Genomic DNA, 18,985 nt, shown 5'->3' with positions numbered 1-18,985 from the left:
CGGGCCTCGAAGTCCTCCTCGGAGTAGAGCCGGATGCAGATACCGTCGGCCACACGTCCACAGCGCCCGGACCGTTGCCGTGCGGAGGCCTGTGAGATCGGCTCGATCGGCAGGCGCTGCACCTTGGTGCGCATCGAATAGCGGGAGATGCGCGCGGTGCCCGGGTCCACCACGTAGCGGATGCCCGGCACGGTGAGCGAGGTCTCGGCGACGTTGGTGGCCAGCACCACACGGCGGCCGGTGTGCGGCTGGAAGACCCGATGCTGTTCGGCCGCGGACAGGCGCGCGTACAGCGGAACGATCTCGGTCCGTGGCAGTTTCAGGTCGCGCAGGGTGTCGGCGGTGTCGCGGATCTCGCGTTCACCGGACAGGAAGACCAGCACGTCGCCGTCGCCCTCGGCGAGCAGTTCGCGCACCGCGTCGCCGATGGCATCGGTCTGGTCGCGAGCGTCCTCGGCGCTGCCGCGTCCGCTCGCCCGGCCGCGACGCGGCGCCGGCTGCTCCTCGAACTCGTCCTCGTCGTCGGCGTCGGTCATCTCGGGAGCCAGCGGGCGATACCGGATTTCGACCGGATAGGACCGGCCCGACACCTCGACGATCGGCGCGGGCTCCCCGGAGACCGGATCGGCGAAATGGCGGGCGAACAGCTCCGGGTCGATGGTCGCCGAGGTGATGATCACTTTGAGGTCCGGACGCTTCGGCAGCAGCGACCTCAGGTAGCCGAGCAGGAAGTCGATGTTGAGGCTGCGCTCGTGCGCCTCGTCGATGATGATCGTGTCGTAGCGGCGCAGCAGGCGGTCGCGCTGGATTTCGGCGAGCAGGATGCCGTCGGTCATCAATTTGATCAGGGTGCGATCGGAGGCCTGATCGGTGAAGCGCACGGTGTAGCCGACGACGTCGCCGAGTTCGGTATCGAGTTCGGCCGCAATACGTTCGGCCACCGTCCGGGCCGCGAGCCGCCGAGGCTGGGTGTGGCCGATGGTGCCGCGGATCCCGCGCCCGAGTTCCAGGCAGATCTTCGGGATCTGCGTGGTCTTACCCGAGCCCGTCTCACCGGCGATCACCACGACCTGATGGGCGGCGATCGCGGCGGCGATATCGTCGCGATGGGCGGAGACGGGCAGTTGTTCGGGATAGCGAATGGCCGGGACGGCGGCGCGGCGGGTCTCGATACTGGCCTGCGCGGCGGCTATCTCGCGCTCCAGCCGCTCGATCTCACCGTCGTTGCCGTGCGCCTTGTCCAGCCGTCGGCGCAGCCGGTGTTCGTCGCGGAGGGAGAGGTCGGCCAGGCGAGCGCGCAACTCGCGGGTGGTGGCAGTCGAGGTCATTGCATCGACCAGCGTAGCGAAACCGGCCGTCCGCCCCGTTCCCGCGCTGGTCGGGACGCCGAATCGTGAAGATAACCGAATCGTTGCTATTGGATGATCTTGGTTCCCGGCCGGGGCCGGATATGTCACCATCGGGCCATGACTGCTGGTTCCGGAACGCCGATGTGGGTCCGTGGACTCCGCGTGGTGTCGGTGCTGCTGGGTATTGCCGCACTGGTTCGCGAGGGCGTGCACGCGGTCGCGTCGGCCGCGTCGAACACGCTGCGCCGGCCGGTGGCGGCGGAGCCCGCGACGAGGCAGCGCACCTCACCGATCGCATCGGCCTAGGCCCGGAGCACGTCCCGTGCCACCGGATGACGCCGGTGGCGGTCGTCGTCTGCCCGCAGCCCTGGTGCCGGTGGTGAAATCGCCTCCCGGGACGACCGGTATGCGAGGATCGAACGATGATGGCCCGCGCGGGGACGCCGATCTGGATCCGGATCCCGCGGATCGCCGTCGGTGTACTGGGAATTGTTGCCCTGCTGTGGATCCCGATCCGCGCCCACGGGTCGCCGGCCTTCTCCCTCGGTAACTACCTCGGCTACTTCACCATCGAATCCAATATCGCCGGCGTGCTGGTTCTGCTGGGCGGCGGCCTGCTGGATCCGGCCGCGCGGCGCTGGCAGGTGGTGCGCGGCGCGGCCACGCTGTATCTGCTGATCACCGCGGTGATCTACGCGGTGCTGCTGGCGAACATCGATGTGATGCTCACCGACAAGTGGATCAACGACACACTGCATCGGGTGCTGCCGATCGTGGTGGTCGCCGACTGGATTCTGGTGTCGGCGCGGCTGCGGGTCTCGGCCGCGCTCATCGGCGGGTGGCTGATCTATCCGATCCTCTACTGCGGCTACAGCCTGATCCGCGGCGAGATCGTCGACTGGTATCCGTACCCGTTCCTGGATCCACGCGTGCAGGGCTATCCGTCGCTGCTGATCGGGGTGGTGATGCTGGCCGCGGTGATCACGCTGCTGGCGATCGCGGTGGCGTGGCTCGGGTCGCTGGACCACCGTCGCGAAGCTCCCGTCCCGGTCTGACCGCGCGGTTGCCGGTGGATTGCGCAGACCGGACGACCGGGCCTGCTCGGGCGCGGCGCGGGTAGTCTGGCGGCGCAGGCGATCGGGTAGGCCCATCGCCACCGGATGACGGGAAGAGGAGCCGAGCATGGGTGCGCTGTGGCACGGATTCGCGGATATGGGCGCGGTGGAGCGCGACGGCGCCTTCGTGGTCGCCCGCGGTGAGGGCGCCTACATCTGGGACGAGGCCGGGCGGCGCTACCTCGATGCGACGGCGGGGCTGTGGTTCACCAACGTCGGTCACGGCCGTCGCGAGATCGCCGATGCGGTCGCGGCGCAATTGTCCACGCTGGCACACTATTCGAACTTCGGCGACCTGACCGCGCCGGTGACGCAACGGCTGGCCGAGCGGTTGTCGGAGCTGGCGCCGGTGCCGGGCAGCAAGATCATGTTCACCTCCGGTGGGTCGGATTCGGTCGACACCGCCGCGAAACTCGCCCGCCGCTTCTGGCGTCAACAGGGCCGTCCGGACAAGACGCTGCTGGTCGGCCGCCGGCTGGCCTATCACGGAATGCACGTCGCCGGAACGGCGCTGGCCGGCATCGAGGTCAATCACGAGGGCTACGGCGAGCTGATGGCCGATACCCGCACGGTCGAATTCGACCAGGCGCAAGCACTGCGGGCACTGATCGACGAGGTGGGCGCCGACCGCATCGCGGCATTCTTCTGCGAGCCGATCATCGGGGCGGGCGGGGTGTATCTGCCGCCGGAGGGATATCTCACCGAGGTCCGCCGCCTCTGCCGCGACAACGACATCCTGTTCGTCGCCGACGAGGTCGTCACCGGATTCGGGCGGATCGGCGGATCCTGGTTCGCCTCCACCCGATTCGGGCTCGAACCGGATCTGATGACCACCGCGAAGGGCCTGACCTCCGGCTATCTGCCGATGGGCGCGGTCTTCGTGGCGCCGCGGGTGGCCGAACCGTTCTTCGGTGGCGGGGTGTGGTTCCGGCACGGCTACACCTACGGCGGCCACGCCGGATCGGCCGCCGCCGCGATGGCCAACCTCGACATCATCGAACGCGAACATCTGCTCGACGCCAGCAAGAACATCGAATCGCTGCTGCACGAACACCTCGCGCCGCTGGCCGGACATCCCCGCGTGGCGCAGGTGCGCAGTGGGCTGGGCGCGGTGGCCGGGGTCCAGCTCGCCGATCCGTCCGAGGGACCGGCCATGGTGAAAGCGTTACGCGCCGAAGGCGTTTCCACTCGCTCGGCCGGGCAGGGCGCGCTGCAGATCTCGCCGGCGTTCGTCATCACCGATGAGCAGATCGCCGAGCTGGCGGCGGCGATAGGCCGCGCGCTGGGCTGAGTCCGCGCTCTGCCCGTCAGCTGCCTCTTCGGTGCCCCCGGCCGCCCGACGAGCAGTGCCCGATGCCTCGCCGTGCGAGCATGGTGTGCGAAGGCGGACACGCCGCGCGTCGGAAGGTGGTGGGGTGTGGGCTCTTTCGTGACCGAGCACGAGGTGTTGCGCTGGGGCGTGATCGTGGCGTTCGTCGCCGCGGCGGGCATCGTGCTCGTGCGGCACGTGGCGGTGCCGGTGGCACCGGTGGCACCCGGAGGATCGGGTGGATCACGGCCGGGGACGTGGCCGATCGGCGTCGACGAGCACGAATCCGATGCGGCTCATCTCCTGATGTGCCTGGTCATGCTCGCGATGTTGCTGTTCCCCGCGGCTGCCGCGCCCGATGCGATTCGCGGGGTGCTCATCGCCATGATCGTCGTGTACGCCGTGCTGTCGATCGTGCGCATCGCGCACTGGCGGACGACATCCGGAGACGGTGGCGTCGAATTCCGCCTTCCGGCGGTGGTCTATCACCTGATCGCGGCGGCGGCGATGCTGTGGGTGATGGCCGGGCATCACCACGGTATGGGGCATGCGGAGATGCGCGGCGCGGGTGGCCCGCCGGTCGTGCCCGTGGCGATCGCGGCAGCCCTGTTCGCGCTCGACGGCCTCCTGCTGCTGTTCCCGCGGACGAGAACCGCACTACGGCACAGTATTTCGCATCCGGCCGGCGCACCGGGCGCGATCGGCGTCGTTCCGCATGTGGTGATGGACCTCGGGACCGCGTACATGTTGATCGCCGCCGTCGCCTGAGTCCGTCTCCTCAGAGGAGTATGGGGTGGTCGGCCACGACGCGCCCGCCCAGGCGCACCCAGCCGTCGGAATCCCATTCGGTGAACAGTTGCGAGCCCGCGCCCTGGGTGATGATCAGGCTGCGGCGCAGCTTCGCGGTGAGTGCGATCGCGGCCGCGCCCGTCGCCTCGTCCTCGGCGATTCCCAAGGCGGGAGCGAACATTCGCGCGTGCACGGCACCGCGTGCCTCGTTCGTCCAGGCCCACACGTAGTGCTGGCCGTCGGTGAAGTGGCGTGGATCGACCGTGTCGAGGAAGGCGGCATCGGAGAATTCGTCGAACGTGAATTCGGGTGCCCACTCGGCGCGGGCGCGAATCCAGACCAGTCCGTCGTCGAGCATCTGGATTTCGACGGGACCGGCGGGGACGTCGATGATCTTCACGGGATGCCCCTGATCGGCCAGCCACCACGCCGCGCCGACCGTCGGATGTCCTGCGAACGGCAGTTCCCGCGCCGGGGTGTAGATGCGCATCCGGGTGCGGCCGGATACCGGATCGTCGAGGACCACCGTTTCGCTGTGACCGACTCGGGCCGCCAGTAATTGGTGATCGACCTCGGTCACCGCGTCCGCGCGCACGATGCCCAGTGGGTTGCCGAGCCGGCCGGTGACGTCGGTGAAGACCCGAACCACCTCGACCTGCGTGCCGTCGCTTTCCCATTGGCTCATGCTGCCCCAGCGTACCCGTAGCAACGCACACGATGCCCCGTCCCGATGGACGGGACGGGGCATCGTGAGAGACGCGTTTCGAGTATCAGACCGCGGCGGCGGCCAGTGTCTCGCTGGCCTGTACGGCCTGGCCGACGCCGGCGACGATCGCGGCGACACGCAGCGCCTCGAAGATCACCTCACGTGACACACCGGCCTCGCGCAGAGTGTGCTCGTGCGCTTCCAGGCAGTGCTGGCAGCCGTTGATCGACGACACCGCGAACGACCACAGCTCGAAATCGGCCTTGTCGACGCCCGGATTGCCGATGATCTGCATGCGCAGTCCGGCCCGCAGGTCGTCGTATCGACCCTCGAGGAACGCCCGGCCCCGGTAGAACACGTTGTTCATACCCATGATCGAGGCCGCGCCCAGTGCCGCGTTGTAGGCCTCCGCGGACAGGGTGTCGGCGGCCTCCTCGCCGATCTCGCGCAGGGTGGTGGCCGACCGGGTGGCGGCCGCCGCGGCGAGCAGGGTGCCCCACAGCTGCTGTTCGTTCAGCACGGTCGACCGCGCGATGGACGACAGGTTGAGCTTGAGGTCCTTGGCGTATTCGGGAAGCGAATTCTTCAGGTTTTCAACAGACACGGGCAGGCACTTCCTTTTCGGTGATCAGACGCTCGCGGACAGCAGTTCACCGGCGTCGATGGTCGGGTCGCCCTTCTTCCAGTTGCAGGCGCACAGCTCGTCGGACTGCAGGGCGTCGAGCACGCGCAGCACCTCGTCGACGTTGCGGCCGACCGACCCGGCGGTCACGGAGACGAACTGGACCTCGTTGTTCGGGTCGACGATGAAGGTCGCGCGGTCGGCGACACCGTCGGCGTTCAGCACGCCGGTCGCGGTGACGAGCTCACGCTTGAGGTCGCTCAGCATCGGGAAGGGGAGGGTCTTGAGATCCTCGTGCTGGGCGCGCCACTGGAAGTGCACGAACTCGTTGTCGACCGACACACCCAGGACCTGGGCGTCGCGGTCGGCGAACTCCTCGTTCAGCTTGCCGAAGGCGGCGATCTCGGTCGGGCACACGAAGGTGAAGTCCTTCGGCCAGAAGAAGACGATGCGCCACTTGCCGGCGTAGTCGTCACTCGAGACCTGGGTGAAGTAGTCGTCGGGCTGCTGCGCGTTCACCTTCGACAGGTCACCGCCGATGACCGCCGTCAGGTTGTAGGCGGGGAACTGGTCGCCGATGGTCAGCAGAGCCATGTTGTCTCCTTCGTCGTAGTGGGACACGGGTGACGGGTCGCCCTTGTGCGGGACACCGTCGAAGCATTTCGCTGTCGATCATGCCCAAAACCCAGTAAAAGGTAAAGGTGATCAGTTGCACTATACTGATAGGCGTGACTGATCAGACTTATCAGCCCACCCTGTCACAGCTGCGTGCGTTCGTGGCGATTGCGGAATATCGCCACTTCGGGACCGCCGCGGCTCACCTGAATGTGAGCCAACCCACGTTATCGCAGGCGCTGGCATCTTTGGAAAACGGACTGGGCCTGCAGTTGATCGAGCGCAGCACCCGCCGGGTGCTGGTGACCGGTGCGGGGAAAAGGCTGCTACCGCAGGCGATGGCGACCCTCGAGGCCGCCGACCGCTTCGTCGCCACCGCGGCCGGCGACAGCCTCGGTGGCACCCTGCGCATGGGCATCATCCCCACCGTCGCGCCCTATGTGCTGCCGACATTGCTGCCGGAACTGCGCCGGCGGCTGCCCGCTCTGGTGCCGCACGTCATCGAGGATCAGACCGCGCGGCTGCTCGACGGATTGCGCAGCGGCGTCCTCGACGTCGCGATGATGGCGTTGCCGTCCGAGGCCACCGGCATGGTCGAAATCCCGCTCTACACCGAGGAATTCGTGCTGGTCACGCCCCTGGGGCATGCGTTGGCCGGGCGGAGCGACATCGCACCCGCGGCGTTGGACGAGCTGCCGCTGCTGTTGCTCGACGAGGGACACTGCCTGCGGGACCAGACGCTGGATCTGTGCCGGTCGCAGGACGTGCGTCCGGGACCGGTCGGCGATACCCGCGCCGCCTCGCTGACGACGGTGGTGCAGTGTGTGGGCGGAGGGCTCGGGGTGACGCTGATTCCCGAGATGGCCGTGGCGGCCGAAACCTCCCGTGGCACATTGGATATCGCCCGTTTCGCGGCGCCGGCGCCGGGGCGCACCCTCGGCCTGGTGTTCCGGGGTTCGACCGCGCGCGTGGAGGACTACGAACAGCTTGCGGAAATCATTCGGGCACAACGCCCGATATGAGAAATTCCATGCTCTCCCATCCCGATTGACCGGCCGGTGAGCGTCTGGAACGCTCGTCGCGTGCGGATTCATCACCTCAACTGCGGCACCATGGCCATGGGCATGGTGGACCACTGCCTGCTCATCGAGACCAGGACCGGGTTGGTGCTGGTGGATACCGGATTCGGGCTCGACAGCGTGCGCGAACCCGGCCGCTTCGTCGGCCCCGGCCGCTTCCTGCTGGGCATCCGGCCCGCCGAGCATCACACCGCGATCCGGCAGATCCAGGCGCTGGGCTACGACCCCGCCGATGTGCGCCACATCATCCTCACCCATCTCGATCTCGACCACGCCGCGGGTCTGGCGGACTTTCCCGAGGCCACGATTCACGTGCACGGCCCCGAATTTCGGGCGGCGACCGCCGGCCGGACGCTGTCGGAGCGGCTGCGCTACCGCGCGGCCCAGTGGTCGCACGGCCCGCGCTGGATGGTCAACGAACTCGACGGCACCGACGAGTGGTTCGGTTTCCGCGCGGTACGCGACCTGCCGGGACTGCCGCCGGAAATCCTGGTCGTCCCGTTGCCCGGCCATACGCGCGGGCACGTCGGGGTCGCCGTCGACACGGGGTCGGGCTGGCTGCTGCACGCCGGTGACGCGTTCTACGTCGCGAGCGAGATCGACCCGGCCGGGCCCAAGACGCCGCTGTTCTGGTGGTCGTTCGAGCTGGGCTCGATCGTGCGCGGCGCGTATCTGGAGAACCGCCGGCGGCTGGTGGAACTGGGCCGCGCGCACGGCAATGCGATCACCATCGTCAACTCCCACGACGCGGACCTGTTCGCCCGGGTCACCGGGAATTCGGTAGGGCCCGTCGGTTAGTCCTGCGAGAGCCATCGCGTGCATTCCGCGAAATCCCGATTTTTCCGGGTTGGCGATTTCTCGGCAACCTGCGACCAGCGGCGACGCGATCTGTGATGTAGGTCACGTTTACCCGGTGTGAGGCGTCGCCGGCCCATTCGGCACAGTGGAGGGATGCGAAACGGGTGTGCGAGCAGGAATGGATGGTTCGACGTAACGACGGATAGGCGCGCGGAAAGCGGCGCCGGAGATGCCGGGCGGGTGATCCGATGACCGCGGCGAAGAAGTCCGCGCCGCAACGCCGAGCGCGCCCCGACGACCCCGGTCCGGACCTGTTCGCCTACGGCACTCTGCAATTCGGCCCCGTGCTCGAGGTACTGCTGGGCCGCACTCCCGATATGGACGTCGCGGTCGCGCGGGGCTGGCGGGTGGCGGCGCTGCCACAGCGGCTCTATCCGGGACTGGTGGCCGAGCCCGGGCGGATGGCGGGCGGGCTGGTCCTGCGCGGGCTGACCGCGGCCGACTGGCGGATCATCGAAGCCTTCGAGGATCCGGAATACGATCTGCGCCCGATCGAGCTCATCGGATGCGAGGAGCCCGTGCGGACCTTCGTCTGGTCGTCGGCGGTCACGGGCAACGACTGGCTGCCCGAAGTGTTCGTCGCCCACCACCTCGACCGCTACGTCGAGCGCACGGCCCAGTGGCGACAGGAGCGCGCCTGAGCCTCGGTGAACGGCCACTGCCCGCGAGATGCTGGGGCTGCGCGGCCGATTCGGTGGCACCGGTTACCCATACGCGGACCGCCCGGGACGGTTGTCCCGGGCGGTCCTTCTCGTATTCAGTTGCCGCGCAAGGGATCCCGTGCTGCGAATGCCGCCCCTGTCAGGCTCGAGCGGCGATCTCCCGCAGTGCGTACGGTTCGATGGCGCCGCGCACCAGCGCGCGTTCGTCGACCGTCTCCGCGCGGTAGGGCAGCTTCGGCAGCTTCTCGCACATCACCGCGACCGGGTCGTCGATGCGCTCGGCGATACCGAACAAGAACGTCCACTCGTGCTCGTCGCTGCCATAGGGCACCACGGTGTCGAACAGATCGGTGAACCGCTGCCACGAACGCTTCAGCGTCTCGTTGCGCCACATCGTCGGGCACCCGGCCTGAGCGGCCAGCACGCCGCCCTCGGCCAGCAACGCCTTACATCGGGTAAGGAACTCCTCCTCGTAGAGGCGGTTGTGCTGGGCGTCCTCGACCCGCTCGTCGGGCAGATCGATGACGATCACGTCGTAGCGCACACCGGCGGATTCTGCCTCGGCCAGGAAATCCCAGCCGTCGGCGTAATGCATCCGGATCGCGCCGTCACCACCGACCGCGGCCTCCAGATCGGCCGGAGTGTATCCGTAGGGCAGATGCCGGGCGCACAGCTCGACCTCCATCCGGTCGATATCGACGTGGTCGACCCGGGTCGCGCCCGCGGCCTCCGACATCTGGCTGGCCACACCCTCGCCGGAACCGATGATGAGCACGTTGTCGAGCTTGGCCGCCAGCGCGTAGGCCGGGACCAGCATCGCCTCGTGATAGGTCAGCTGGGAGAACTCGGTGGACTGCCGGTCGTCGTCGGAGAACAGCGACACACCCTGCGCGGTGCGCGCGATCACCATGTGCTGGAACGGAGTCCGCGCATCGACGATCACGTCCGACAGATCCCATACGCGCGTGAGGCCCGCTCCGACCGGCTCGTGCACCCGGCGTGCCTGATGCCCGCGCTGCACGACCTCCATGTGCACCGATTCCGGCTGCAGCGCATCCTGCAGCAACTCGACCGCCTTGGTGGCGCCGGCGCCGATGCTGCCGCAGGTGAACACGTCGACGAAGATGTCGCCGGATTCCGGATAGGTGTGGATCGACGCGTGCGATTCCGACAGCAGCGCCAGCACCGTCACGCCGTGGGGCTCGAACTTCTTGTGCACCACCTCGCAGATCGTCACTCCCGCGGCGAGCAACGATTGTCGAAGCGCTGTTTCGAGTCGTTCGAGATCGTCGCAGAGGGCTACGTCGACACCACCGAACTCGGCCAGCACGTGCCAGCCGGTGAATTCTGCCGTCATGGGCAAACTCACTCTCGCTCAGCGCCGATGACATGCACAGTCAAAGGCGGAAAACCGTTGAAGGACACCGACGAATAGCTCGCCGTATAAGCGCCGGTATCGAGGATCCGAACGGGATCACCGGCTCGCAGCGTGGTCGGCAGAAGGACTCGCGTGCGTTGATACAGTACATCGTCTCCGTCGCAGGTCGGGCCCGCGATCACCGCCTCGTCGACGGGGTCACCGTCGCGGTCGGTTTCGATCCGGTAGGCGATGTACTCGTTCTCGGTCTCGGCCATACCGTTGTAGCGGCCGATGTCGAGATACACCCAGCGCCGCCCGTCCGGCGCGGTGCGCACGTTCACGACCTCGGCGTGGATCACGCCGGCATTGCCCACCAGGGCGCGGCCGGGTTCCACCACCAGGTCGGTGTGCTCGGGAAGGTGCCGCGTCGCCGACTCGGCGATCACGACACTCAGTTCGGACAGCTCCGGCGCCGGATCGGCGTACGAAATCGGCAGGCCCCCACCGATATTCACCGACGCCACCGGGATGTCCTTGACCGCCAGCGCTTCCGTGATGGCCGCGGCCTGTTCGATGCCGATCTGCCACGCCACCGGATCCAGCTGCTGGGAGCCCACGTGGAAATAGGGGCCGGCCACCTGCAGGCCCAGGTCGCGGGCGCGCACCAGCAGTCGCACCGCCTCACCGGGCGCGCAGCCGAATTTGGTGCCGAACGGGGTCTGCGACTGCGGCGCCGAGGCCAGGAACCGGCACTCCACCTCCGAGCCCGGCGCGAGTTCGGCGATCCGCTCCAGGTCGTCCTCGGTGTCGAAGGCGAACCGGCGGACACCCGCGGCGTAGGCGGCGGCGATGTGGGCGGCCTTCTTGATCGGGTTGCCGTAGCAGAGCGCTGCCGGGTCGACGCCCAGCGCCACACACATCTCGATCTCGCCGATACTGGCGACGTCGAATTCGGCGCCCTCGGAATCGAGCAGCCGGATGATCTCCGGCATCGGAGATGCTTTGACAGCGAAGCGAATTCGTGCCGACGGGAAGGCCGCACGGAAAGCGTGGAAGTTGCCGCGCACCCGATCGAGGTCGATGACGAGACAGGGCGACTCGGGCGCGTTTGTACCGGTCAATCTAAGGGAACTCTCTTTCTTCTGGGCAGCCTCCCGCTGCAGGCAGCGAGCGAGAGAGTATCAGCGCGAGGGCACGGGAAACGAACCGGAACGAGGGTCGGCTTGATCACGCTCGGGTGAGCGCGGCCCGCACCGGGGACGGTGGCCGGATCAGATCAGCGCGTCGGCACCGGGTTTTCGGCGGCGTACGAGCGTCGTGGCGGGATCGCGGCGGAGGTCGAGGACGATCGTGCTCATCCGGCCCGCACCGTCATCTCGTCGAAGACCACCTCGCCGGCGGCATCGGATTCGGCCAGATCAACGACGGCCTCGAGCGCCCAGCCGTGATCACCGGCCGGATCGTCGAGTATCTGGCGCACCCGCCAGAAGCCCGGTCGGGTCTCGACGGCGAACAGCGCCGGGCCGCGCGCGTCCGGGCCGGTGCCGATCGCACCGTATTCGTCGAAGTACGGGGCCAGATCGTCGGCCCAGTCCGGACCGTCGTCGAATTCGCCGAGTTCGTCCCAGCGCTGCCGGGCGGCCAGCTCGACCCGCCGAAACATGCTGTTGCGCACCATGACCCGGAACGCGCGTTCGTTCGCGGTGATCGGCCGCACGGTGTCGGCGCCGAAGGCGAGTTGGTCGCCGTCGGTCTCGGCGCCCGGATTTGTGAGTTGTTCCCATTCGTCGAGCAGGCTCGAATCGACTTGGCGGACAAGCTCACCCAGCCATTCGGTGATGTCCTCGAGTTCCTCGGTGCGCGCCGACTCGGGGACGGTCCGGCGCAGTGCGCGGTAGGCGTCGGCGAGATAGCGCAGCACCAGCCCCTCCGAGCGCGCCAGCTCGTACTGGGAGATCAGTTCGGCGAAAGTCAGTGAGCGCTCGATCATTTCGCGCACCACGGCCTTGGGGGAGGGGCTGAATTCCGAGACCCACGGATGGCCGCCGCGATAGGTTTCGAAGGCCGGTTCGATCAGCTCGGCCAGTGGCTTCGGCCAGGTGATCTCCTCGATCAGCTCCATGCGCTCGTCGTATTCGATGCCGTCGGCCTTCATCTCGGCGATCGCCGCACCCCGCGCCCGGTGCTGCTGGGCGAGCAGCAACTGGCGCGGATCCTCCAGTGTGGATTCGATGATCGACACCACATCCAGTGTGTAGCTGGGAGCCGACTTGTCAAGCAGCTCCAGCGCTGCCAGCGCGAACGGCGACAGCGGCTGGTCGAGCGCGAAGTCGCGCTGCAGGTCGACGGTGAGCCGCGCCCGCCGGCCGGTGGCATCCGGTTCGTCGAGTTGCTGGACCACTCCCGCGTCGCGCAGCGCCCGGTAGAGCCGGATCGCCTTCAGAATGTGTTTGCGCTGCGCAGGCCGGGGTTCGTGATTGTCCTCGAGTAGGTGACGCATCGCGTCGAAGCAGTTGCCGGGCCGGGCGATGACATTGAGCAGCATCGAATTGGTGACCCGGAATCGTGACACCATGGGTTCGGGCTGCGCGGCGACGAGCCGGTCGAAGGTGTCCTCGGACCAGGATACGAAACCCTCCGGCGGTTTACGCCGCTGGATTTTGCGCAGCTTCTTCGGATCGTCGCCGGCCTTGGCGACCAGTCTGGCGTTCTCCACCTCGTGCTCGGGAGCCTGGACCACCACCGTGCCGACGGTGTCGTATCCGGCGCGCCCGGCCCGGCCCGCGATCTGATGGAATTCGCGCGCCTTCAACCGCCGCGTGCGCACCCCGTCGAATTTCGTCAATCCGGTGAGCAGCACCGTGCGGATCGGCACGTTGATGCCCACGCCGAGGGTGTCGGTGCCGCAGACGACCTTCAGCAGACCGTCCTGGGCCAGCCGCTCCACCAGACGCCGATACTTCGGCAACATCCCGGCGTGATGGACGCCGATCCCGTGGCGGATCAGCCGCGACAGTGTCTTGCCGAATCCGGTCGCGAACCGGAAACCGCCCAGCGCCTGGGCGATCGCGTCCTTCTCCGCCTTCGACGCGAAGTTCACACTCGTCAGCGCCTGGGCGCGCTCCAGCGCGGCGGCCTGGGTGAAGTGCACCACGTAGACCGGCGCCTGGCTGGTGGTCACCAGGTCTTCCAGGGTTTCCGTGATGGGGGTGCGGACATACGAGAACAGCAGCGGCACCGGGCGCTCGGTTCCAGTGACGATGGCGGTGGCGCGTCCGGTGCGCCGTTCCAGATCCCGCGCGAAATGGTCCACCTCACCCAAAGTGGCCGACATCAACAGGAATTGGGCGCGTGGCAGTTCCAGCAGCGGGACCTGCCAGGCCCAGCCGCGATCGGGATCGGCGTAGAAATGGAATTCGTCCATCACCACCTGGCCGATATCGGCGTCCGCGCCCTCCCGCAGCGCGAGATTCGCGAGGATCTCGGCGGTGGCGCAGATGATGGGGGCCGTCGGATTCACCGCGGCGTCGCCGGTGACCATGCCGACCTTGTCGGCGCCGAACACCTCGCACAGCGCGAAGAACTTCTCGCTGACCAGTGCCTTGATCGGCGCGGTGTAGTAGCTGCGCTCACTCCGGTTCAGCGCGGCGAAGTGCGCGCCGACGGCGACCATCGATTTTCCCGAGCCGGTGGGTGTGGCGAGGATGACGTTCGCGCCGGTCATCAGCTCGATCAGCGCCTCTTCCTGCGCCGGATACAGCGTCAGCCCCTGGGCGGAGGTCCATTCGGCGAAGGTTTCGTACAGCCAGTCGGCATCCACGTCGGGCACGGCACGGTCGGGAACCAGTTCGGACAGCTGCACGTGCGTCCACGTTACCGACGAACCGTCGCGGGTACCGCATCGCCCGGCGGGACGGCGGTGAACCGTGCGCGCCGGGCGATGGGGTGCGGGTCAGTCCCGGGGCTCGTCGCCGTCGCCGAATTCGGTCTGCTCCGCGAGGAAGCGCTCGAACTCCGCGCCCAGTTCCTCACCGGTCGGCAGGTCGGCCTCTCCGGCGAGCAGGCTGGAGCGGCGCTCCTGCGCGGTGACGAAGCTGTCGTACTGACGCTCGAGCGCCTGGACGACCGTCTCCACCTCGGCGTTTCCGGCGATGTGCTCGTTGACCTGTTCGCGTACGCGGGCCGCGGCCTCACCGAGCGCCGCCAGCGGAAGTTCCAGGCCCGCGTTGTCGGCGACGTTCTCCAGCAGCGTCTGCGCGGCCTCCGGATAGGCGGTCTGCGCCAGATAGTGCGGGACGTGCACCGAGAAACCGATGGATTCGTGGCCGTGCTGTCCCATGCGGTACTCCAGCAGCGACGACGCGCTGCCCGGAACCTGCAGCTCGCCGGGCCAGCGCTGATGTTCACCGATCAGATCGCGGTCGCTGGCGTGGGCGGTGATACCCAGCGGCCGGGTGTGCGGAATCGCCATCGGGATGGCGCTGAGGCCGATGCTGCGGCGCACGCCGAGCTGTTCGGCCAGCAGGCGCACGGCCGTCACGAACTTCTCCCAGCGCAGGTCCGGTTCGATGCCGGACAGAAGCAGGAACGGGGTGCCGGCGGTGTCGCGCAGCGCCCACAGGTTCAGTTCCGGATCGGCGTAGTCCGAGAAATGGTCGGTCTTGAAGGTCATCAGCGGACGCCGCGAGCGATAGTCGAGCAATTCATCGACGTCGAACGAGGCGACGAGCTCGGATTCGAGGCTTTCGCGCAGATGGGTCGTTGCCAGCCGTACCGCGTGGCCCGCGTCGGTGAAACCTTCCAGGCCGTGCACCAGCACCGGACCCTCGCCGTCGGCCGAGGACAGCTGCGGAGCGGGGAACTCCAGCTCGTACATACTGCTCATTTGCCAAACTCCCTGGTCAAGCCCTGTCCGCCTCAGTCGTTTTCAGTAGTGGTCCGGTGCCGGATCTCGCCACCTCGCCACCGTCCAGGGTACGCGCGGGGGTGTCGCGTACCGGTCGGCGTGCGGGCGATGACATCCGACGCAAACCGCCGGTCCACCGGGGGATGTAACCCCCGCAGAGTAGCGGTCGCGGAGCGTACCCGGCGGAGGTAGGCCACGCTCATGCCCTACCGGAGAACACAACTCCGGATCCGCGGCCGGTATTCCCGCCAGGTCGGCGTGGCAGATCCGCGGGGGCGACGGCATCGGCCATAGTGGGGGAGTGAGCGTCCCGAATCCGCTGGCCTCGCGGAGGCGCCGCGGGTTCGGCCACACCGTCGGGTACGCGGCCTTGAGTTGTCTGCTCGCCGCGTGCGGTTCCACGGTGTCCGGGCATCCGACCGCGATGCGCCAGAGTGTGGTCACCCGGCATATCGACGGCGATCTCACAGCGATGCTGCCGGGCCAGGACCGATTCCCGGCGGGATATACGACCGTCGTCGCCTCCGGTGATCGCGCCGCGGCGGCGGCCGCGGATCTCACCGCGATTCCGCCGGGGGCACAGATCGATCCGCCCGACTGCGCACCCGCCCCGCCCGATCCCACCGGGACCGCGGCGACGGTCGGGACCGACGACCGGACCCGAGCGACGATCACCGTCGTGCTGAGCCGTACCGACGAGCCGTTGTCCTCGCTGGGAGACCAGCTTTCCCGCTGCACGACGGCGCACGCTCGGCACGGCGCGATAGATCGCACGATCACCACCCGGCTGCTACCGCCCCCGCCGGTCGACGCCGACGACACCGTGGCCTTCGGTCGGACGGTGACCGGCTCGCCGCCCGGCAGTTCCGCCGATCCGGCGCTGCGGACCCTGCTCGCGCAGATCGGCGACATCCGAATCGAAACCACGGCAATGACTTTCGGTGCCGCCGCGCCGGATACGACCGGCCTGGACCAGGTCTTCACGGCGGCGGTCGCCAAGGTCCGTACCCGCTGAGGCCGTCGGCGACTGTGCTCTCCCCGGCGCAACCGTAACAGCAGGCCCCGACATCCCCGCTCGGTCGCACCGCGTGTCGGTACCGCGATCCCCAGGTTTCGACCGACTCCCCAGACGAAATAAAAGCCCAGCTCAGCCCGCCGGCTCGGCAGTGGCGCACGGGCAGTGTGGACGCCATGACCACACACACCGACCCCAGCCGGCCCAGCACCGATAGCCACGATGCGGCGCAGGGCCCTTCGCCGTCGAGCGCGGTTCCGCAGACAACGAGCGTGGGCTCGGCGGAGACGGACATACCCCGAACCGCGCCGGGCCCCAGCACCCGGCCCGAATCGACGGTGCGAGAGGGCATGCCGGGCCGGGACAGCGGACCGGAGACCGCGGCTCGTTCGGGCAAGGCCGCGGAGGCCGAAGCGGCTACCGATCACGAGGCCGCCGCTTCGTCACTTCCTTCGCGAGTCGCCGGATGCGCGAACCGGATGTGCCGGTCGCGTGGGGGAGTCGCCCGCGCGGCGGGCGGAATGGCAGGCGCGGCGGCCGGGGCGGGTCGAGTTCCGCTGCGATGCGGCGATATTCGGGGGAGTGTGCGCGCGGAGGCGCCGCGGGGCCGGTGTACCGGCGCCGCGTGCGTCGCCGTGCACGAATGCGTCGGTGCCGAGCACAGTGCCCGCGGTGGCGGCTCGATGACGCCGGAGCGCTGCGTGCGCAGTGAGGTCGGCCGGATGAGGCGACCGCGCGCCGATTGCCGCGGAAACGACAGCGGTGCCGAGGAATACGGTCCTCCGCGCGACGAGGACGAGATGGTGGATGACGGTGGTGATACGGCGAAACCGGCACCCCCGCAGCGTGATACGCCGCCGGAACTCGCGGCGAGCGAGGCCGACGCAACGTTCGCCGGTCCGGCATCGGACTCGGCACCGTCCGGCACGGCGCACGGCCTCGCGGACGAGGCCGAATCGGATCCGCCCGGCACGGGCGACGGTGACATGTCTCGTGAGCGAGGCAGCGGCGAGGAGGGGCGCCGCGTCCGGGCGGGCGGCGCCGAACAGCTGTGGGCGGCGACCGCGTTGACGATGAGCGAACCGGCGGAATTCATCGCGGCCGTGCCCGCGCTGTTGGGGTTTCGCCCGCAGCGTTCGCTGGTGGTGTGCCTGCTGCTGCGGTCGCAGAAGTATCCGGGCGCGGTCTATCTCGGCGCGGTGGCCCGGCACGATCTCGATGTGGCGGGATGCGGGGCGTGGGTGCGGCTGGCCGCGCAACTGGCCGGCATCTGCGGGCAGGAGCAAGCCGTCGGTGTGGTGGCGCTGATCGTCGACGATCGTGCGACGGCGCCGCGGGCGGGGCGGGCCGGGCGGCGTGCGGCCCGCCATCGCGATCTCGTGCGGGTGCTCGACGGTGCGCTGCGGAGCCAGGATGTGCTTCTCGCGGAGGCATGGGCCGTGGGCGAGATCACCCCGGGCGCCGACTGGTGGAGCGTGCTCGATACCGGCAGTGCCGGTACGCAAGCGGATCCGGCGGCCTCACCGGTCGCGCTCGCGCAGGTTCTCGACGGCCGCCCCATCCGGGGCTCGCGCACCGAGCTCACCGCCGCGGTGGCCGAGAACACGCCACTGCGTCTCCAGATCGACGCCGCGATCGGCAATGCCGCGGAGGCCGCCAGGCAGCGGTTCCGGCGCGCACTGCGTGCCGGGGAGCCGCGCTCCTACAGTCGCGCGGCCCTGGACATGGTGTTGTGGCAGATCAGCACTGTGGAATCGGGCGATGACCTCGATCCACGCGAACTCGCGGATCTGGCCGTCGCCGTGCGGGACACGGCGGTGCGTGATTCGCTGTTCGCGGTGGCGCTGGGTGCGCACGCCGCGGCGGCCGAGGCGCTGTGGTCTCGTGCCTGCCGCGGTCTCGCCGGCCCGGACCGGGCCGAGCTGGCCACCCTCTTCGGCTACAGCGCCTATACCCGCGGGGACGGACCGCTGGCAGGTGTCGCGTTCGAGGCTGCGTTGCGGGCCGACCCGGCTCACCGCATCGCACGACTGCTGGACGCGGCGCTACGCACCGGTATGCGCCCCGACGATGTGCGCAAGCTCGCCGTCAGCGGCCGCGATATCGCGGCGGGGCTGGGTGTCGACCTCGTCATCGCCGATGACGGCGAGCCGGAGTCGCGATGACAGCGACCCGCTCACGGGCCCGGAGGCCGCGCGTATCAGCGAGCGCTGTGCGCGCGGTCACCGAGCGAGGTGAGGAAATCCCAGGCGTCGGAGACGATTTCGTCGAGATCGTTGTGTTCGGGCTGCCAGCCGAGCTCGTCGATCGCCTTCGCGCTCGACGCGATCAGCACCGCCGGATCACCGGCGCGCCGCGGCGCGTCGACCGCCGGAATCGGCCGGCCCACGACGCGCTCACAGGCCGAGATCACTTCGCGCACCGAGAAACCCGTACCGCTACCGAGATTGAAGATGCGATGTTCGCCGGGCCGCGACTGCGCCAATGCCAGCACATGCGCGCGAGCGAGATCACGGATGTGGATGTAGTCACGCACCGCGGTGCCGTCCGGCGTCGGATAGTCGGTGCCGAACACGGAAATCGAATCCCGATGTCCGAGA

18 protein-coding genes are annotated in these 18,985 nt (G+C 68.6%); 9 read left to right on the top strand and 9 right to left on the bottom strand.

The features are described 5' to 3' along the window. Window positions 1-1,328: helicase-related protein (locus RJ03_RS16120; protein ID WP_036503153.1), on the bottom strand; the 1,328-nt coding region annotated here is incomplete at its 3' end. 138 nt (window positions 1,329-1,466) lie between these two features. Between RJ03_RS16120 and RJ03_RS37180 the strand changes: the two genes are divergently transcribed. The 4 genes from RJ03_RS37180 (at window position 1,467) to RJ03_RS16105 (ending at window position 4,541) form a co-directional block, all read left to right on the top strand. Next, a complete protein-coding gene (locus RJ03_RS37180; RefSeq protein ID WP_157122289.1) occupies window positions 1,467-1,655 on the top strand; it encodes a hypothetical protein in 189 nt (62 codons plus the stop codon). A 116-nt stretch (window positions 1,656-1,771) separates the two neighbouring features. After that, the gene (locus RJ03_RS16115; protein ID WP_086007261.1) at window positions 1,772-2,404 is read left to right on the top strand and encodes a Pr6Pr family membrane protein; all 633 of its coding nucleotides are present in this window, start codon (window positions 1,772-1,774) and stop codon (window positions 2,402-2,404) included. A 127-nt stretch (window positions 2,405-2,531) separates the two neighbouring features. Further along, the gene (locus tag RJ03_RS16110; protein ID WP_036503150.1) at window positions 2,532-3,755 is read left to right on the top strand and encodes an aminotransferase family protein; all 1,224 of its coding nucleotides are present in this window, start codon (window positions 2,532-2,534) and stop codon (window positions 3,753-3,755) included. 126 nt (window positions 3,756-3,881) lie between these two features. Next, window positions 3,882-4,541 carry a DUF5134 domain-containing protein gene (locus RJ03_RS16105; protein WP_157163436.1) on the top strand — a complete coding sequence of 220 codons (660 nt, stop codon included), beginning with the start codon at window positions 3,882-3,884 and terminating at the stop codon, window positions 4,539-4,541. 10 nt (window positions 4,542-4,551) lie between these two features. Here RJ03_RS16105 and RJ03_RS16100 read toward each other — a convergent pair whose 3' ends face one another. The 3 genes from RJ03_RS16100 to RJ03_RS16090 form a co-directional block, all read right to left on the bottom strand. Further along, entirely contained in the window at window positions 4,552-5,247 is a 696-nt protein-coding gene (locus tag RJ03_RS16100; protein ID WP_036503145.1) for a PhzF family phenazine biosynthesis protein, read from the bottom strand. A gap of 85 nt (window positions 5,248-5,332) precedes the next feature. Further along, window positions 5,333-5,872: an alkylhydroperoxidase, AhpD family gene (gene ahpD, locus RJ03_RS16095; RefSeq protein WP_036503144.1), complete on the bottom strand. Its 540-nt coding sequence runs from the start codon at window positions 5,870-5,872 to the stop codon at window positions 5,333-5,335. A gap of 24 nt (window positions 5,873-5,896) precedes the next feature. Continuing rightward, window positions 5,897-6,484: a peroxiredoxin gene (locus tag RJ03_RS16090; RefSeq protein WP_030517257.1), complete on the bottom strand. Its 588-nt coding sequence runs from the start codon at window positions 6,482-6,484 to the stop codon at window positions 5,897-5,899. A 134-nt stretch (window positions 6,485-6,618) separates the two neighbouring features. On the opposite strand from RJ03_RS16090, the gene RJ03_RS16085 reads away from it, so the two are divergent. From RJ03_RS16085 to RJ03_RS16075, 3 genes are all read left to right on the top strand, one after another. Next, complete coding sequence (locus RJ03_RS16085; RefSeq protein ID WP_036503143.1) at window positions 6,619-7,527, top strand: hydrogen peroxide-inducible genes activator; 909 nt, start codon at window positions 6,619-6,621, stop codon at window positions 7,525-7,527. 60 nt (window positions 7,528-7,587) lie between these two features. Further along, entirely contained in the window at window positions 7,588-8,382 is a 795-nt protein-coding gene (locus RJ03_RS16080) for an MBL fold metallo-hydrolase (RefSeq protein WP_036503142.1), read from the top strand. Window positions 8,383-8,630: 248 nt separating this feature from the next. Beyond that, window positions 8,631-9,083, top strand: a complete 453-nt coding sequence (locus tag RJ03_RS16075; RefSeq protein ID WP_051024748.1) for a gamma-glutamylcyclotransferase family protein — start codon at window positions 8,631-8,633, stop codon at window positions 9,081-9,083. A 160-nt stretch (window positions 9,084-9,243) separates the two neighbouring features. On the opposite strand, the gene speD is transcribed toward RJ03_RS16075, so the two are convergent. From speD to RJ03_RS16055, 4 genes are all read right to left on the bottom strand, one after another. Beyond that, window positions 9,244-10,461, bottom strand: coding sequence for an adenosylmethionine decarboxylase (gene speD, locus RJ03_RS16070; RefSeq protein ID WP_036503140.1), 1,218 nt, complete (start codon window positions 10,459-10,461; stop codon window positions 9,244-9,246). An 8-nt stretch (window positions 10,462-10,469) separates the two neighbouring features. Beyond that, entirely contained in the window at window positions 10,470-11,531 is a 1,062-nt protein-coding gene (locus RJ03_RS16065; RefSeq protein WP_051024747.1) for a type III PLP-dependent enzyme, read from the bottom strand. 287 nt (window positions 11,532-11,818) lie between these two features. Next, on the bottom strand, window positions 11,819-14,326 hold the full coding sequence (locus tag RJ03_RS16060) for a DEAD/DEAH box helicase (RefSeq protein ID WP_036503137.1): 2,508 nt from the start codon (window positions 14,324-14,326) through the stop codon (window positions 11,819-11,821). A gap of 90 nt (window positions 14,327-14,416) precedes the next feature. Further along, entirely contained in the window at window positions 14,417-15,349 is a 933-nt protein-coding gene (locus RJ03_RS16055; protein WP_036503134.1) for a PAC2 family protein, read from the bottom strand. 322 nt (window positions 15,350-15,671) lie between these two features. On the opposite strand from RJ03_RS16055, the gene RJ03_RS16050 reads away from it, so the two are divergent. Next, window positions 15,672-16,385 carry a DUF5642 family protein gene (locus RJ03_RS16050; RefSeq protein WP_051024746.1) on the top strand — a complete coding sequence of 238 codons (714 nt, stop codon included), beginning with the start codon at window positions 15,672-15,674 and terminating at the stop codon, window positions 16,383-16,385. 722 nt (window positions 16,386-17,107) lie between these two features. After that, a complete protein-coding gene (locus RJ03_RS16045) occupies window positions 17,108-18,550 on the top strand; it encodes a DUF4192 domain-containing protein (RefSeq protein WP_157163435.1) in 1,443 nt (480 codons plus the stop codon). 35 nt (window positions 18,551-18,585) lie between these two features. Here RJ03_RS16045 and RJ03_RS16040 read toward each other — a convergent pair. Next, the coding region (locus RJ03_RS16040; RefSeq protein ID WP_036503131.1) for an NAD-dependent epimerase/dehydratase family protein at window positions 18,586-18,985 on the bottom strand (400 nt) is incomplete at its 5' end.

The organism is Nocardia aobensis NBRC 100429 (assembly GCF_000308375.1).
In the GTDB taxonomy this organism is placed as follows: Bacteria; Actinomycetota; Actinomycetes; order Mycobacteriales; family Mycobacteriaceae; genus Nocardia; species Nocardia aobensis.
The sequence above is the reverse complement of the archived record's forward strand: the minus strand, read 5'-3'. Positions and strand labels throughout refer to the sequence as shown.